Genomic DNA, 17600 nt, shown 5'->3' on the forward strand with positions numbered 1-17600 from the left:
ACTGGGAATTGTTGTAAATCAGGCCGCACCATGGTATAATTGGCGTTAAACAGGAGGGTATGAGATGAAAAAAGGAGGCAAACCTGAAGATCTTGGCGAGGCGAACAGAATGCTGATTCTGAACTGCCTTCGCTTGAATGGAAGTATGTCCAAAGCCGATCTGGCCAGAAGGCTTGGAATGAGCTTTCCGGCGATTTCAGCAAATGTGAAGATATTAATTGAACAAGGTCATGTCAGGGAATCCGGAGAAGGCGACAACTCACTGGGACGAAAGTCCATGCTTCTGTCATTTAATGAGGAGATGGGATTTGTCATCGGCGTCGACATCGGCAGGTTTTGGATCCGGGCTATGGTTGCCGACCTGATGGGAAAGGTATTGGGCTATGTGAAAGCTCCCGCCGTCTCTGGCGGGGATGCACAAGAGCTGCATGATGCAGTCGTTGACGTTGTCAGGCAGGCGCTCGCAGAAGGCGGAAAGACGGAAAAGGATATCCTCTGTATCGGAATCGGTCTGCCGGGGGTAATCAGAGGCGACACGATACTGCTTGCTCCGTATTTCCCGGATATAGATTTGAAACAGTTTAAAAAGAGGATTAAAGAAGAATTTGAAACTGAGCTGATACTTGAAAACAGTGTCAATATGGGTGCCATAGGAGAACAGGCGGAGGGCGCCGGGAAAGGGTATGGCAACTTTATCGTCATCAACTATGGGGTCGGGGTCGGCTCGGCACTCGTCCTGAACGGCAGGATATATTCCGGCAGCCATAACGCCGCGGGAGAAATCGGATACATGGTGGCAGAGCCTATGAAGCTCAGGGATTCGTTCGAAGAAGTAGGCGTGCTGGAAAGTATTATCTCTAAAGAGAAGATAGAGAAGTTTATCTCACATGATAACTTCCAGCAGGAAGTGGAACTGCTCGTGGAAAGATACCGGGCAGATGATTTGTATGTCCGTTCGGTTCTGGATGAAATATCAATCAATATCGGGGTGACATTGATTAATTTATGCGCTGCATTAGATCTGGAGGCGGTCATCATCTCCGGCGGCCTGGGAACAGCATTCGGCAACGTGTTCATCGACACGTGGCGTTCCATGCTAGGCAACCATATCCCGTTTCCGCCGAAGATTGTCCTCTCAGAGCTGGATAACAAAGAAGGCGTTCTGGGAGCGATACATAAGAGTATCGAACACTTATTTACTGCTGAAAGCATTATCTAGACAGGAGGACTGCTATCCTTAAAGTGCAGCTCGAATTCAGGCAGTCCGCTGGAATAAGGAGCGATATCATACTGCTGAAAGTATAGGACGATTCCGTCGGCATTCATATAAAAGTTGTCCTTATGAAAGTTCTGCCGTATGAGTTCGGGATAATTGTCAAAATAGGTCGAAGGGGCAGCCTTAAGCCTCTGGGCAGTCTGTTCCTCTATACAAGCCTTTATGCGGTCTGGATAATCACGGTTCCCGGGATAGAAATCGGACAGCTCGATTCGGCGGCCTGAACTGAAGTCCCACGTGTCGGATGTCCGTTCGGTGGCGCCATGGGCTCCTCCCATGTACGTATACTGCTCGGTATAGAGGCTTGTGATGCAGCGCTCGTTATAAGTGACCGTGTACACTTCCTCCAGCTCATAGCTGTGAAACGGAGGATTGTTCTTCTGTATATAGCGGGCGCTTTCTACCGCTTCATCATACAGCACGGTGCGGCAGTATTGTTCCAGCTTTTCTGCTTTGGCGGCATAATACGCATTGATGCCGCGGGCAGCAGAGGTGCTGCACGTAGTGAGGAAGAACGGGTAGTCTATCTTGTAGGTAAAGACGGCAATGTCATTGTAGAACAGGATGTCTTTCAGTGTATTGTTACGGATTTTCTGCATAGGACCCTCCAACCATATATGAGGCAGGCCAACAATATCCCGCCCCGGTTTCATATCATATATAATATATTGCCTGGTGGCTTGTTGTATGAATATTTCAGATGCTGTCCAGGCCGTACCGTGTATATCACAGCTTCGCATCTGTACCCACCGTCCATATACCTTGCAGCTTGTGTTTTTCCTGATTATTCTTTATAATAAAAAGATATTGACAAGGGAGCAGACAGTATGAGAAAAGTAGTCATCATTATTAACGGAAATGGCGGGGTAGGTAAGGACACGCTGTGCGATCTGGCGGCTGAGGCCTTTAAAGTCACGAATATATCTTCTATCACCCCGATTAAGGACATAGCGGCTGAATACGGCTGGAAAGGGGAAAAGGACGCCAGGTCCAGAAAGTTCCTGGCAGACCTGAAGAAAGTATTTACGGAATACAATGACCTTCCTACAAGATACCTCGTGGAGGAATACCGAAAGTTTCTGGACAGCGAATCTCAGATTCTTTTCGTCCATATAAGAGAGGGTGAAGAGATAGACAAGTTTAAGAGCAAGGTGGAGACGCCATGTGCCACGCTCCTTGTCCGCAGAAGCCATATGGAGCATGCAAGATGGGGCAATGAAGCAGATGATAATGTGGCTGGCTATGCCTATGATTTTCAATATGACAATGACAAGCCGCTGCCGGAGGCAGGCCCTGACTTTGTCAGGTTCCTGCAGGAGCTCATAGAAGCTGTCTGGAAATAGAAAGTTTTATAGATGACGAGGGAATCAAGATGATAGTATTTGCCGTTTGCGATGACGAACCTTTTATGCTGGATGATGTTGTGTCCAGGCTTTCAAAATATGCAGAAGAAAGGCATATAGAGCATAAAATACTACGTTTCGATAGTGGGAAGGCGCTTCTGGAGAGCAAACAAGCATATGATATCTTATTTCTTGACATTCAGATGGAGCAGCCAGATGGTATGAAGACTGCAAAGTATTTACGGCAGAGGGGATTCCAGGGTCTGCTCATTTTTATTACCATTCTAAAAGATAACGTATTTGATTCGTTTGAGGCAGAACCATATGATTATCTTCTTAAGCCGCTGGACGAAGTCCGCTTTCGCCGCACATTAGATAGAGCAAGGAATACTCTGCTGCAGGAGGACGTACACACGCTAACGATTCGAAAAGGGAATACCTGTCAAGTGATTCCTTTTTCCCAGCTTATATATTGTGAAGTATTAGGTCGGAAGATATATCTGCATCAGCAAGGTGGCGGGACGATAGACTTTTACGAGAAGTTTGATAATTTAGAAAAACAGATGGACAGCCGTTTTTTCAGGTGTCACAGAAGCTATCTCGTCAATCTGGATTATGTACGCGGGTGTCGTGACGGACGGGTTCAATTGTCGGAGGGTGGTGATATACCTGTTTCACGTCTGCGGGAACAGGGACTTGCACAGGCTCTTTTGCTACATATGAAAGAAAGGCGGCAATACCGTGGATTGGTTTGAATTTTTCATATACAACGTAATATATATATGCGGAATCGGCATCTTACAGCTTTTTTTCGTCTGCCGTGCTACAGGTGTCCGCATAAAGATATGGCAGTCTGCAATTTACCTCTCTCTTTTTTATGGCGTCTGCTGCATAAGCGCATTGCTGCCGTTTCATGACATAGGTTATCTGCTCAACATATTGCTTATGTACCTGGTGAATCGTTCTGTGCTGAAAAGAAGCCGTTCTGTATCCGGCGTATGGGCAGTTCTGGCGGCATACGTATCGCAAGTTTCGTTTGGCATTATGAATCCGATGTTATCTTTGGTCTTACCCCTTATGCTTGATCATTCCTTTTGGTTCTGTGCAGTTATCATATTATCAATACTTCTGCCTCTCGCATTATGCTATGGCTGTTACCGGCTTATTTATCAGTGCTTTCTGCCACGGCAGAGTCAGAGTGAACACTGTATCTGGCTGCTTCTGCCACCGGGTATATTTCTCTTTGCAGTAGAGACGTATCTTCTATCCGCCAATTATGGAAACACCGTGACCATACCCGCACCGCCCGAATTGGACAGGCACCTTACTATGCTGATATTACAACTACTTGGAATCATGGTGATGTTCAGCTCCCTCTATGCTTACCGACGTGTCTATGATGGGTTTCAGACAGAATCCGCGCTGGCTTCGCTGATGCAGGAAACCCGTGCGCAAAAGTCCTATGTTGTGGAGGCACAGGCGCGATACGAAAACACAAGGGCATTCCGGCATGACGTTAAAAATCATCTGACGGTATTGGATGGTTTTTTGAAGGCTGGAAACATCGGGCAGGCACAGACATATTTACAAAAACTAGATGCGGCAACAGGTGAATTATCGTTTCCTTTTACGACCGGCAATCCAGTGGTGGATATTCTGCTGGAGAATAAATTGGCGTTATGCAAGGCGAATACAATCAAGCTCGACGTCTCTCTTGCGCTTCCATCCACCTGTGTGGTCACGGATTTGGACTGGTGCGTCATCTTTGCAAATGCACTTGATAATGCCATACAAGCGTGTAAGAAGGCAGATGCACCGGGCATGATACATATTGCCGGCGAGCGGCAAGGTGATTTTTATATGATGGAATTTGAAAATACTTGCCGAAAAGAGCGGCTGCCTGTGCCTGGCTTCGGAATCGGATTGAGCAATATAAAGACAGTCTCCGAAAAATATGGAGGATTTATGACGGTGGAAAGAAAAGAAGGAAAGTTTGTATTAAGTATCTTGTTAAACATCTCAATACGGCCAGAAGACATTTCATTACATAATGATTGAAATTGTTGTCGATACCTCTACAATGAACTCATGGGCAAAAGAAGTGCAAAGGAGGATATTGACATGATAACTGATGTAACGCCAACTGCTTATACAAATTATACAAAGGGAAAAGAAATGCCTGCTCCTAAGCGGCAAGAGAAGACGCAGGAGGCAGCGCAGGCGGAACCGGTGGAGACAGGAGCTGAACTTACACCGGGAACTGATACGCCGTCTCCAAGATTCGATGAATACATACATGAGGAAGAAGGCATGCCAAAAGAGGAAAAGGACTCTCTGCCTGATGTAAAATCAGAGATGGTATGTACGGTAAATACAGATAAGGTAGACGCTGAAATCAAAAGCTTAAAAGAGAAGAAAGCACAAATTGAGCAGCAGATAATTAAGGCGGAAGATAATACAGAGCGTCAGTATAAACTGGAAAGACAATTACAACAAATAGAAAACGAACTCAGAGCAAAGGATAATGATTCCTACAGACGGCAGCATGCGGAATATAAATAGTCTTGAAGCGTCTGTGAATCTGTTTGGCGGCGGCCTTGGTAATAGCAAGGCCGCCGCTTTTCGTTTACAGATAGATTTATGCGCGGCTGGAGAATTTGGCAGCCAATACGAAATAACAGCGGCGGCAGCCCAATAAACAAAGAGCCAATCTTGACAGGGGACCGGAAAGAGATTAGCATTAAAGTAGCAGAGATAAAAACACAGTCTGGTTGGTAGTCCAGGCATATCCGGCAGGATATCAGTAACCTTCCTCCTTAGGTCGTCCATTCTTTGTCTGTGAAAATATATTAAGGAGGAATCATCATGGACAGAGTATCGGTATCAGTATGTGTGTATTTCGAGGATCCATTCTGGGTCGGGGTGGTGGAGAGAACCACAGAGGAAGGGCTGTCGGCCAGCAAGGTTACATTCGGGCCGGAGCCGAAGTCCTACGAGGTATATGGATTCTTACTTGAGAATTACTACAGGCTGCGATTCAGTCCGGCTGTGGAGACGGCTGTCAAGGAGCTGCATGTGAACCCGAAGCGGATGCAGCGCAAGGTGCGTAAGCAGATGGAAGACTGGGGGACGGGGACCAAATCCCAACAGGCATTACAGCTGCAGCATGAGCAGATGAAAACAGAGCGGAGGGGATCGGTTAAAGAGCACAGAGAAGCCGAAAAACTGCGTAAGTTTGAGTTGAAGCAGCAGAAGAAGAAGGAAAAGCACCGGGGCAGATAATGCCCCGGCGCTGCCTGCAAAATGAAAAAGACGGTTGGTGATAGTTATGACGGATGTTATGACGAAGGAGCAGCGGAGCAAGACGATGAGCCATATCCACAGGCAGGACACCAGTATCGAAGTGAAGCTCAGAAAAGCGCTGTGGAGCAGAGGATACAGGTACCGGAAGAACTATAAAGGGCTGCCGGGTTCTCCTGATATCGTCCTCACGAAATATCATATCTGCATCTTCTGCGACAGCGAGTTCTTCCACGGAAAAGACTGGCTCGTTCTCAGGCCGAAGCTGGAGAGAGGAAATAACCCCGGCTACTGGGTTGGGAAAATATCCAGAAATATGGAAAGGGACGACGAGGTGGACAAAAAGCTGCTGTTCATGGGATGGACGGTGATTCATTTCTGGGGAAAAGATATTCTCAAAAATACGGAAGAGTGTATAAAAGTAATCGAAGAAACGATATTTGAAAATCGTTTACAAGATATTGATTTGGATGAAGTGTGAGAGAGGGAAACGATATGCTGCCATATGATAAGACGGACCCGGCTTCTATAGAGGCGTACGCAAAGGGACTGACAGGCAAGACATTCCTCCAGGTGCTGGAAGAGAGCCGGTATTTGGATTATGCAATTAACGACAGCAAGATTGATTACTCCAATCCCAGCCAGAAGGGAAAGCTAGGGAATTTGCTGGAAGAGAAATACTTCGGCTATAAGGCGAACAGCGACCAGGAAGCCGATTTCCCGGAGGCGGGAGTTGAACTGAAAGTAACCTGCTATGATGTGCTGAAAAATGGCGGCATATCTGCTGGAGAGCGGCTTGTCCTGACGATGATTTCATACGAGGATGCGGTGGAAAAGGATTTTTATGAGTCTCATGTGTGGAAGAAGTGCCGCAGAATCCTGCTCGTATATTACGAGAGAGATAAAAGGCTGGCATACAATACGCTGTATAAGATTACATTTGCAAATATGGTATCACCGGCCCGGGAGGATATGCCGATTATCGTGCAGGACTACAACAGCATAATCCGGAAGATTGAGGAGGGAAAAGCCGAAGAGCTGAGTGAGAGCGATACGCTGTATCTGGGTGCATGTACAAAAGGCGCGACGGCGGCTTCCAGCATGCGCCCCCAGTTCTATCCTCCGCATACGCCTGCAAGAAAAAGGGCTTTCTGCTTCAAGAGGCAGTACATGGATTATATACTGCACACGTATATTATGCCGGGAAGGACCGTATATGAGCCATTAATCCGCGATGCAGAGGAGCTGGCGGGGAGGTCCTTTGAAGAGGTTATCACGTCCCGTATTGCATGTCATTATGGAGAGAGTGACAGAGAGCTGTGCGCCCTGTACGGCAGAGAATATAACAATAATAAAGCGCAGTGGTACGATCTGGCGTACCGGATGCTTGGCATCAGAGGGAACCATGCCGGAGAATTCCAGAAGGCGAACATCGTAGTCAAGGTGATACGTCTGGAAGAAAACAATTCGATAAAAGAGAGCATGTCCTTTCCGCCGTTTAGATTCAAGGAGCTGGCCGCGCAGACGTGGGAAGATTCGGACGTATTCAGGTATTTCGATGAGACAAGGTTTTTCTTTGTCATTTTTAAAAAGGCAGGGGATGTCTACCGTGTGCATAAGTGCCGGTTCTGGAACATGCCGTACCGTGATTTGAACGAGACGGTCAGAGACGGATGGGAAAGGGTGAAAGAAAGAATTATTAACGGCGTGAGCTTTCACATTTCTCCTGTGAAAAAAGGATATATCGTCCACAATAATATTCCGGCAAAGAAGGACAACCGGATAATCCATGTCAGGCCTCATGCAGTGAAAAGCGCTTATAAGCTGGACGGGTTTGTCTCAGGCAATATAGGAAGAGATGCCGATGAACTTCCAAGCGGGGAGTTCATGACAAGGCAGAGCTTTTGGATCAACAACAGCTATCTGCTGGAGCAGCTGGAAGTTTAAGGTAATCTGGCAGTGTACGGCGAAGCGGGCCGGCCATATGGGCCGACCCGCTTCGACTGCGTTTAATGCACGTTACCTTCATGGTATATTCTCAAGATTTCTGGTGCCATATCGGTGACAAGCTCTGTGACAAGTGCATTTCCCATCAGGAAGTAGCGCTGCCGGTTGCTTAAGGTCGTCTCCACCGTATTGCCATCCTCCAGCATCTGTATGCCATGTTCTGTCCAGTTGTCAGGGAAAGTCTGGATCCGTTCTGCTTCCAGGGGGAGCAGGATCCGTTTCTGTCCTGTGGCCGGATCCAGTACGACGTGGGAGGAGCGGTTCACGGAACCTTCGCTTGTCAGCATCGTTCTGGCGGGAACCGCCTCGTTATCAGGATACGGGCAGGTACCCTCAGAAAAGATATAAGTAAATCCTTCCTTTGTCGTCCGTTCCTTTTTCTTGGATTGCTTTGCTTCAATCCACGGAGCTTCGTTTTTAATATTATAGCTGTCATCCGGTGCGGGCACGAGTATGGAGCCAAGGATGCGGTCATTTTCGGCCTTCACTGCCGCCGCTTTTCTCGTTGTGATGATTCCGTCTGCCATATGGCCGGACGTTTCAAATGTGAAAGCAAAAGATTCACTGATCTGTGAGATGTCAAGATCTCTTACCGTAGCCTGCTTACACGTCTTTTCTTCATAGGTACAGGGGAAAATGCCGCCAAAAAAATCGGGGTTTTCCCTGGCATATTCTAAATTATTTTTATATGCGAAGATAAAAGTGCGGCGCCTTTTCTGCGGTTTTCCGTATTCTGCCGCATTGATGACACGCCATTGGACGTCATAGTCCAGTTCGTCGAAGCATTTCAGGATGACACCGAAGTCACGTCCTCTCTGCGAGGCAGGTGATTTCAGCAGCCTGTCCACATTTTCAAGCAGGACATAGGAAGGCGATTTTGCCTCCAGAGTCGACCGGATATCCCACCAGAGGATTCCCTTTGTACCCTCTATGCCCTTTGAAGATTTCGGGCCTGCCACGGAATAGTTCTGGCAGGGGAATCCCCCTACAAGCAGGTCGAAGTCCGGCAGCTTGTCCTTGGGGACCTGATGTATATCAAGGTTGGTGTACGGACGCAGGTCTTCGGCGATGGTATCTAACGGGTAGTGCTTTATATAGCACTCATATGCAAATTGGCTTTTATAAGAAGGCTCCCACTGGTTGAAGAACACGGTTTCAAACTCATCGGAATAACGCTCCAGCCCATACCGGAAACCGCCGACACCTGCGAATAGTTCGCATACTTTCATATAAACAATCCTTTCTGTTCAGAATCTATTATATTATAAAGTAGGTGGAGAAATAAAACAAGCGGCAAATCAAGCTGTATAAAATTGGAGGGCTGCAGGGCAGACAAAGTATATGTATAATCATGACATACAGATGTCGTGATTCACGTGCTATACTATAAGCACGGACAAGATAAAGGGGGATTGAAGATGGCTTCAAGCAAAGAATTTGTAGCGTATATCGCGGACCAGCTTGCAGGCGCGGGAGAGATTACTTACCGGAAGATGTTCGGGGAGTATGGCATGTACTGTGACGGGAAGATATTTGCACTGATCTGTGACGACCAGTTCTTCGTCAAGATTACAGAAGCAGGGAGGAATATCTGGCCGGAGCTGGAGGAAGTGCCGCCTTACGAGGGAGCAAAACCATATTTTCTCGTAGAAGACATTGATGACAGCGAGCGCCTGTGCATATTGGCGGCAGAGACGTATAAGGAACTGCCGGAACCAAAGCCGAAAAAGAAAAAGGCAGAGAGGAAGAAGAATGGATAAAGAGAAGGTAACGAAGCTGGATTACAAAAAAGAATATAAGGATCTGTATCTTCCAAAGACAAAACCTATGGTTATCGATGTGCCAGAGATGGTTTTCATACAGGTAGAAGGGGAAGGGGATCCGAACACGGCCCAAAGCTATAAGAATGCGATGGAGGTGTTATACGGTCTTTCCTTTGGCATCAAGATGAGCAAGATGAGCGGCAGCCAGCCAAAGGGATATTTTGAATATGTCGTGCCGCCGCTGGAAGGCCTCTGGTGGATGGATGGGGATAGGTATCTGGGAACTACGGGACTGGCCGGACAAAAGGACAAGTTTCAATGGATATCTATGATCCGGCAGCCTGAATTTGTTACGCCGGACGTATTTGAATGGGCAAAAGAGAGCCTGAGGAAGAAGCATCCCGACATAGACCTTTCATCGACGAGGCTTGTAACATATACGGAAGGCCTCTGCTGCCAGGTCATGCACATCGGCCCATACGACGATGAACCGGCTACGATAGAGAAGTTAGGAAAGTTCATCGAGGAAAGCGGATATATATGCGACATAGGGGAAGAACGCCGCCATCATGAGATCTATCTCGGTGACCCGAGGCGGACGAAGCCGGAACGCCTGCGGACCGTAATCCGCCACCCGGTAAAAAGGCGTGACACCGAATCGTCCAGTTATAAATGATATCCTGAAAAATAGACAGTAAAATATGCCCACATCTGGTAGTTTTGTGATAGAATGTGTATAGAGTTTTGCATTGATATAATAAAATATAGTTTTTAAGGGCAGATGTGGAGCAGGATTATGAAGAAAATAGTTAAATTGGGGTTTCCGCTTATTGTAGCAGTCATTCTCATCATGAGTTTTTTATCTGCGAGATCGATGTCGGATATTGAAAATTACGGCAGGCTGATCAACTATGTCGGAATCGTGCGGGGGGCATCCCAGCGGGTGATAAAGCTGGAGACGAACGATATGCCGGACGATAATCTCATCAATTATGTGAGCAGTATCATGGATGAGCTTTTGACCGGAGAAGGCGAATATGGACTTGAGAGGACCGGCTATGGAGCGTTTAATGATAATCTGGAGAAGCTCGGGGAAAGATGGGAACAGATTAAGACGGAAATAGCCGAAGTGAGAAGCGGGCATGACAAAGAAAAGCTTCTTGCTTCAAGCGAGGAATTGTTTGATATAGCAAACGATACAGTATTTTCCATAGAAAAGTATTCGGGAATGCGTTCGGCATCGCTGGCCAGACAGCTCATCGTTATGGGTATTTTCTGCTTTCTGATCAGCATAGTCATCATAGGATATTACGTGCGGGAATATTTCAGGCTCCGTAAAAAGACAGAGACGCTGGCAGATATGGCGGGACGTGACAAGCTTACAGGTGCTTTGACAACGGAGCGCTTCTATACAGATGCCCAGAAGATGCTTGACAGCACAGATGCCCGGGCAGCCATTCTATATATTGATTTTGAAAATTTCAAATACATCAACGATGTGTTTGGATATGAGGTGGGGGACGCTATCCTCCAGAAGTATGCGGAAGTGATGACTGCATCGCTCAGAAAAGGAGAGCTTTTAGCCAGGGTGATGGCGGACCGTTTTGTCTTGCTGCGTTTTTATGAAGACAAAGAGCTCATGTTGGAAGAACAGAAGGAGCTGGACCGCCGCTTTATGAATCTGGATGTCCTGCCGGACAAGCATTCGATAACGATTGCATGTGGTTTCTGCTGCAGGGAAGACGTCATAGAACAGTTAGACATAAACGGGCTGATCAATCGGGCCAACTATGCGCAGAAGACGATAAAGAACAAGCCGGATGTACATTATGCCTTTTATGATGACAGCATCAGGCAGAAGATGTTCCGGGAGATATATCTGACGGACCGTCTGCAGAAAGGTCTTGACACAGGGGAGTTCCGTGTCTATCTGCAGCCGAAGGTCTCCCCATTTGAGGGGAGGATAGAAGGAGCGGAAGCGCTCATACGGTGGATAACGGCTGACGGCGAGTTCATTACGCCGGGAGAATTTATCACGCTGTTTGAAAAGAACCACAGCATAAGAAAGCTGGACCAGTATGTATTCGAGTCAGTGTGCCGGCTGATGCATGAGCGGTATGAAAAAGGACGGGCGGTCGTTCCGGTGTCGGTCAATGTATCAAAGCTTACGTTCTACACCGCGGACTTTATCGATGCATATAAAGAGATAAAAGAGCGCTATGGCATTCCTGACAACATGCTGGAGATTGAATTTACAGAGACGGTGGCATGTGAGAACGAAAAGTATATGACGCAGATAGTAAAAGATCTGCATGAAAATGGATTCCTCTGTTCTATGGACGACTTTGGAACAGGGTATTCATCCCTTGGAATGCTGAAGAACCTCGATATTGATACATTGAAACTGGATGCACTGTTCTTTAGAGAAAGCAAGGATTTAAAAAAGGAACAGATTATAGTGAAAGAAGTGCTGCATATGATATACCAGCTGAATATCAAGGCGGTAGCGGAAGGGATTGAAACGGAGAGCCAGGTTGCCTTCCTGAAAGAGTGTGGCTGCGACTATATACAAGGCTATTACTATTATAAACCTATGCCGGCGGAAGAGTTTGGTGCAGAACTGGACAGGCAGTCGGTACAGGCAGTTTAGCATTTTGTACATACATATTGAAGGATAGTTGAAAAAATGCCCCCTTCAGTTGAACACACGTCCATTGTGGATGTGCCGGCCTTTGCTGTAATATGAAGATAGCAGGCAGAACGGCGGAGGTGGATGCATGAAAGAACAATTAGGAAAAACGATACAACATTTAAGAAAAGTACATTGCTATACGCAGGAACAGATGGCAGATGCCGTGGGAGTGTCTGTCGCGGCGGTATCGAAATGGGAAAATGGTGTGAGCTGTCCCGATGTCATGCTGCTTCCGGTGCTCGCAAGATATCTGGACACAGACATAAACTCGCTGCTGTCTTTCCATAAAAACCTATCGGAGGCAGAAGCGGCTTCACTAATCAATGAGGTGTCTGACATATTCTTTGGCAGCGGGTTTGAAGCCGCCTATGCGTTTCTGATGGAGAAGATCAGGGAGTATCCCGGCAGCGACAGGCTGGTGCTGAACGGCGCTATGGTGTTGAATGGAGCACTCGTCATGAACGGGGATCTGGAAGAGGCGGAACGGTATGAAGAACAGATAGAACAGTTGTATGAAAAGGCATCGGAAAGCGAAGATCCGGCAATCTGCAGCCAGGCGCAGTACATGCTCGCCTCAAGGTATATGGGGCGGGGGGAATACGACAGGGCAGAGGCTTTGATTGACAGGCTGCCTGACGAACAGGCGTATGATAAAAAACAGATGCAGGTGAATCTCTGCCTTGCACGTAATCAGCTTGCGGCTGCGGGGGAGATGGAGGAGCAAAAGCTGATGCTTGCCGCCAGCAGCCTGAGTATGGTGCTTGTAACCCTCATCGATATAGCGCTCAGAGAAGGCCGGGACGAAGACGCGCGCTATCTGGCAGAAACTGCCGAAAGTACGGCCCGTGCCCTGGACATGTGGGAATATACCGTCCAGCTGCCGTGGCTCGAGCTGTACACGCATAAGAAGGACAGGGACAACTGCCTGAAAACACTCAGATGCATGCTTGCATCGGTGACAGAGGAGTGGGACTTTACCTCTTCTCCACTGTACAGACATGTGAGGAAGAAGGCAGGGGAGGAAAGGCTTGGAGCCAAAATGAAAGAGACGCTCATATCCACTATAGAGCAGGACGGAAGATATGCGTTTCTGCGGGACTCGGAAGAATGGAAGAAGATACGATCCGCCGGGAGCGGGACGGACAGGAGTGCTGGACAAGATGAAACGTAATGTAGACTTTAAGGATATATCTGACGGGAAGCTGTACTCGTCCAACGACATGGTACGGGCGGACTGCCATAACTGCGAAGGGTGCTCTGCCTGCTGCCGCGGGATGGGGAAGTCCATCATGCTGGATCCGTTCGATATGCAGAGGCTGTGTAAAGGGCTGTCCGTAAATTTTGACGGACTGATGGAGCGGTATATAGAACTCCATGCAGCGGACGGCATGATCGTTCCGAATGTGAAGATGGATGGGCAGGAGGAAGCCTGCGTATTTCTCGATGCCGGGGGCAGATGCAGCATCCATTCCTTCCGTCCGGGCATATGCCGTCTGTTTCCGCTTGGACGGTATTATGAGGGAGATGGATTCCGGTATTTTCTACAGATACACGAGTGCAGGAAGAAGGACAGGGGAAAGATAAAGGTAAAGAAATGGCTTGACACGCCGGATCTGAAGGCATATGAGCAGTATATTACAGACTGGCACAGATTTCTGACAGACTGCCAGGAGGCCGCCGGAACGCTCGATGGAGAGAAGGTGCGTATCCTTAACCTGTATGTCCTGAGGACATTCTACCAGTCAGAATACAAGACGGATGATTTCTATAAAGAATTTTACACCAGGCTGAGCCAGGCAAGAGAAACGCTTGGCATCTGATGAAGATAGCAGGGAGCCGGATGTACAGGACGTGGAGTAGCAGTATCCACGTCTTTTTTTGCTGTCCCTTTTTGTCGAAAATTGTAAAGATATGGAAGGAAACATCTTACGGATCCGTGCAGCCATGGTATAATCGTATTAATCAGATGAACTACGTAAAGAGGTGATACTATGTACATTGCAGATCTGCACATCCATTCCCGTTATTCAAGAGCCACGAGCAAAGACTGTACTCCGGAATATCTGGACCTGTGGGCCAGGAGGAAAGGGATCCACATTGTCGGTTCCGGGGATTTTACACATCCGGCATGGAGGGAAGAGCTGGCGGAAAAGCTCATGCCCGCCGAAGAGGGGCTGTATGTCCTGAAGAAAGGATATCGTATAGAAGACGGGCCGGACACAGGTGGCCGGACGCCCCGCTTTGTCATTACAGGAGAGATAAGCTCCATATATAAGAGAGGTGGCAGAGTACGGAAAGTGCATAGCCTGATACTGCTTCCGGGACTTGAAGCCGCGGAAGTGATAGCGCGGAAGCTGGAAGCCATAGGCAATATCCATTCCGACGGCAGGCCCATTCTCGGACTTGACTGTCATGACCTGCTGGAAATCGTCCTGGAACTGTGCCCCGATGCCATCTTTGTACCCGCGCATATCTGGACGCCGCACTTTTCCCTGTTCGGAGCCTTCTCAGGATTCGACACGGTGGAGGAATGCTTTGGGGACCTGTCGCCTTACATACACGCCATGGAGACAGGATTGTCCTCCGACCCGCCTATGAACTGGCGTGTGTCCATGCTGGACAGTTACCAGCTCATCTCCAATTCAGACGCCCATTCTCCGGCGAAGCTTGGAAGGGAAGCCAATATGCTCGATATCGCGCTGTCTTATCCCGGGCTCAGAGGTGCTGTTCAGTATGGAAAGGGGCTATATGGTACGATAGAATTTTTTCCCGAAGAAGGGAAGTACCATTTTGACGGCCATAGAAAATGCAGCCTCTGCCTGTCCCCTGCAGATATGGACAAATATCACGGAATCTGTCCTGTCTGTGGAAAAAAGATTACCATCGGCGTATCCCACAGGGTAGATCAGCTGTCGGACCGGGGGGAGGGATATGTTAAGGCGGACGCCGCACGGTTTGAAAGTCTTGTGCCCCTGCCGGAAGTGATTGGAGCATCGGTAGGGCATGCCCCGACCAGCGCAGGAGTACAGAAAGAATATCTCAGTATGCTGAAGCGGCTCGGGCCGGAGTCTGATATATTGAGGGAAGTACCGGTAGAAGAGATACGCAGTACGTCCGGTGTCTTGATTGCGGAGGGAATCAGGAGGATCCGGGAGGGGAAAGTCATCCGTGTGCCCGGATTCGACGGGGAATATGGGACGATCCGGCTGTTTGAGCCTCATGAGATAGAAGATACAAGTGGGCAGATGGACTTTTTTGACCTGCTTGGCATGAGCAGGGACAGAGCAGATGCGGCTGGAAAGGCCGCGACAGAAAAAGAGGCTGTTCTGCATGAGATGGAATCAGAGGAAAAGGGGGATAAAGAACCGGCGAGGGTGGAAGGAAAGGCGCTCAATAAAGAGCAGGAATATGCCGTGACCTGTCCGGCACCTACCATTGCTGTCGTTGCCGGGCCGGGGACGGGCAAGACGAGGACGCTCGTCTCCCGCATTTTGTACCTTTTGGAGCATAGGAATGTAAAGCCGTATGAGATTACGGCAGTGACCTTTACGAACGAGGCGGCCCGTGAACTGAAAGAGAGGATACAGAAAGGAATTGGCAGCAGACGTCGGATCGGCAGGCTTAAGGCAGGTACCTTCCATGCAATCTGCCTAGAATATCTAAAGGAGCAGGGACTTGAGTTTTCCGTCGCGGATGAGACGGAAGCGAGAGAGATTGCCGATGAAGCGGCGAAGGAGACCGGCATCCGTATCACGGGCAAGAGACTGGCAGAGCAGGCGTCCATGGAAAAGTCAAAAGGGCTGGCCGGAGAAGAGATGAGCCCAGAAGTACAGGTGTACAATCGTAGGCTGAAAGAGAGAGGTCTTTTAGACTTTGACGACCTGCTGCTTGAGACACTGCAGCTTCTCGAAGGCGGGGCGGCGCCGGACGGCTGGCAAAAGAGCTATACGTATCTGTTCGTAGATGAGTTCCAGGATATCAATCCGCTGCAGTACCGGCTCGTGAAGGCTTGGAATGAGAAGGGAAGAGAGCTGTTCGTCATCGGAGACCCGGATCAGTCTATCTACGGGTTCAGGGGAGCGGACGCAAAGTGCTTTGCAAGGCTGCAGGAGGACTATCCCGGATTGGAGACGATCCGGCTCACAGAGAATTACCGGTCCACCCCGGAAATCGTGTCATCAGCGCTTCACGTCATTTCCGGCAATCCCGGCGATGCGCGCACGCTGCATGCCAACCGGGTAGGCGGCGCAAAAGTACGGCTTGCCAGAGCAATGTCTCCGATGGGAGAGGCCATATTCGTGGCAAAGGAGATCAACCGTCTGGCAGGGGGCATCGGAATGCTGGAAGCGCACGAGGCCGCGGGTGACCAGGGAGAGAGGAACATAAGGACCTTTGACGATATCGCTGTCCTCTACCGGACGCACCAGGACGCAAAGCTGCTGGAAACATGTCTGAAGAAGGAAGGCATTCCCTATGTCGTTGCAGGGAGAGAGTCATTCCTTCAAGAGGATACCGTCAGGGGAAGCCTCTTCTTTTTCCGGTATCTTGCAGACAAACATGACAGGCATGCCAAAGAACAGAGTCTGAAGATACTGTGGAATCTGGACAGGAATCCGGTGTCAGAAGAAGTATTCGGGCGTATGGCAGAGAAGTACCGGCCGCTCTATGCAAAGGAAAAGCCGCAGAAGTTTCTGGGGCTGTGGATGCAGGAGATTCAGGCTTTGGACAATCCGGCGATGAAGAAGCTGTCGCAGATGGCCGTATTCTATAAAGATATGGGAGAACTCTCCGATGCGCTGAGCCTTGGTGTGGAAAGCGACCTGAAGCGCTGTGGAGACAGGCAGTACGATTCCGGAGCGGTCACGCTTATGACGCTGCACGGCTCCAAGGGGCTGGAGTATCCGGTTACATTTATCTTCGGCGTCCGGAAAGGAAAGATGCCGCTTGAAAGCGAACGGTACGCGGCTGACATGGAAGAAGAGCGGCGGCTGTTCTACGTCGGTATGACCAGAGCCGAAGAAGAGCTCATACTGACCTCGTCGGGAGAGGATTCCGTATTTGTAGAAGGCATGCCTGACCCAATATTTGCAAGGGAACAGGTTCAGAAAAAGAAGAAAGAGGTGACAGGTCATCAGATGAGCCTGTTCGATATTATCATGGAGAATATTTCTGGTGGAGGACAAAGGACAGATGATGTATAATGGAAACAGCACTATAAT

The 17600-nt window shown here is 48.6% G+C and carries 16 protein-coding genes; 14 read left to right on the plus strand and 2 right to left on the minus strand.

Going from position 1 to position 17600, the window contains the following annotated elements:
* Positions 1-64 precede the first annotated feature (64 nt).
* A complete protein-coding gene (locus HMPREF0980_RS14980) occupies positions 65-1219 on the plus strand; it encodes an ROK family transcriptional regulator (protein WP_049729897.1) in 1155 nt (384 codons plus the stop codon).
* Here HMPREF0980_RS14980 and HMPREF0980_RS14985 read toward each other — a convergent pair.
* Positions 1216-1875, minus strand: a complete 660-nt coding sequence (locus HMPREF0980_RS14985) for a DUF3298 and DUF4163 domain-containing protein (protein ID WP_049729898.1) — start codon at positions 1873-1875, stop codon at positions 1216-1218. The genes HMPREF0980_RS14980 and HMPREF0980_RS14985 overlap by 4 nt on opposite strands.
* 228 nt (positions 1876-2103) lie before the next feature.
* Here HMPREF0980_RS14985 and HMPREF0980_RS14990 point away from each other — a divergent pair, with 228 nt between their 5' ends.
* From HMPREF0980_RS14990 to HMPREF0980_RS15020, 7 genes are all read left to right on the plus strand, one after another.
* Positions 2104-2619 carry a hypothetical protein gene (locus HMPREF0980_RS14990; RefSeq protein ID WP_049729899.1) on the plus strand — a complete coding sequence of 172 codons (516 nt, stop codon included), beginning with the start codon at positions 2104-2106 and terminating at the stop codon, positions 2617-2619.
* Positions 2620-2648: 29 nt separating this feature from the next.
* Positions 2649-3374: a LytR/AlgR family response regulator transcription factor gene (locus tag HMPREF0980_RS14995; protein WP_049729900.1), complete on the plus strand. Its 726-nt coding sequence runs from the start codon at positions 2649-2651 to the stop codon at positions 3372-3374.
* Between the two features lie 574 nt (positions 3375-3948).
* Positions 3949-4677, plus strand: coding sequence for a sensor histidine kinase (locus tag HMPREF0980_RS19175; protein WP_198146293.1), 729 nt, complete (start codon positions 3949-3951; stop codon positions 4675-4677).
* Between the two features lie 63 nt (positions 4678-4740).
* Positions 4741-5181, plus strand: a complete 441-nt coding sequence (locus tag HMPREF0980_RS15005; RefSeq protein WP_049729902.1) for a hypothetical protein — start codon at positions 4741-4743, stop codon at positions 5179-5181.
* 303 nt (positions 5182-5484) lie between these two features.
* A complete protein-coding gene (locus tag HMPREF0980_RS15010) occupies positions 5485-5901 on the plus strand; it encodes a YjdF family protein (RefSeq protein WP_049729903.1) in 417 nt (138 codons plus the stop codon).
* Positions 5902-5947: 46 nt separating this feature from the next.
* Positions 5948-6400, plus strand: a complete 453-nt coding sequence (locus tag HMPREF0980_RS15015; protein WP_049729904.1) for a very short patch repair endonuclease — start codon at positions 5948-5950, stop codon at positions 6398-6400.
* A 14-nt stretch (positions 6401-6414) separates the two neighbouring features.
* Positions 6415-7866, plus strand: a complete 1452-nt coding sequence (locus tag HMPREF0980_RS15020; protein WP_049729905.1) for a Sau3AI family type II restriction endonuclease — start codon at positions 6415-6417, stop codon at positions 7864-7866.
* A gap of 62 nt (positions 7867-7928) precedes the next feature.
* Here HMPREF0980_RS15020 and dcm read toward each other — a convergent pair whose 3' ends face one another.
* Entirely contained in the window at positions 7929-9155 is a 1227-nt protein-coding gene (gene dcm / locus HMPREF0980_RS15025; RefSeq protein WP_049729906.1) for a DNA (cytosine-5-)-methyltransferase, read from the minus strand.
* Between the two features lie 189 nt (positions 9156-9344).
* Here dcm and HMPREF0980_RS15030 point away from each other — a divergent pair, with 189 nt between their 5' ends.
* From HMPREF0980_RS15030 to HMPREF0980_RS15055, 6 genes are all read left to right on the plus strand, one after another.
* Positions 9345-9686, plus strand: coding sequence for a TfoX/Sxy family protein (locus HMPREF0980_RS15030; RefSeq protein WP_049729907.1), 342 nt, complete (start codon positions 9345-9347; stop codon positions 9684-9686).
* Positions 9679-10365 (plus strand): GyrI-like domain-containing protein, encoded by a 687-nt coding sequence (locus HMPREF0980_RS15035; protein WP_049729908.1) that lies wholly within the window; start codon positions 9679-9681, stop codon positions 10363-10365. Before HMPREF0980_RS15030 ends, HMPREF0980_RS15035 begins: the two co-directional genes overlap by 8 nt.
* Positions 10366-10485: 120 nt before the next feature.
* The gene (locus HMPREF0980_RS15040; RefSeq protein WP_049729909.1) at positions 10486-12339 is read left to right on the plus strand and encodes a putative bifunctional diguanylate cyclase/phosphodiesterase; all 1854 of its coding nucleotides are present in this window, start codon (positions 10486-10488) and stop codon (positions 12337-12339) included.
* A gap of 127 nt (positions 12340-12466) precedes the next feature.
* Entirely contained in the window at positions 12467-13552 is a 1086-nt protein-coding gene (locus HMPREF0980_RS15045; protein ID WP_049729910.1) for a helix-turn-helix domain-containing protein, read from the plus strand.
* A complete protein-coding gene (locus HMPREF0980_RS15050) occupies positions 13542-14201 on the plus strand; it encodes a YkgJ family cysteine cluster protein (RefSeq protein WP_049729911.1) in 660 nt (219 codons plus the stop codon). The genes HMPREF0980_RS15045 and HMPREF0980_RS15050 overlap by 11 nt, the downstream gene beginning before the upstream one ends.
* A gap of 171 nt (positions 14202-14372) precedes the next feature.
* The gene (locus HMPREF0980_RS15055; protein ID WP_049729912.1) at positions 14373-17582 is read left to right on the plus strand and encodes a UvrD-helicase domain-containing protein; all 3210 of its coding nucleotides are present in this window, start codon (positions 14373-14375) and stop codon (positions 17580-17582) included.
* The last annotated feature ends 18 nt before the right edge of the window (positions 17583-17600 follow it).

Source organism: Dorea sp. D27 (assembly GCF_001185345.1).
GTDB lineage: Bacteria > Bacillota > Clostridia > Lachnospirales > Lachnospiraceae > Extibacter.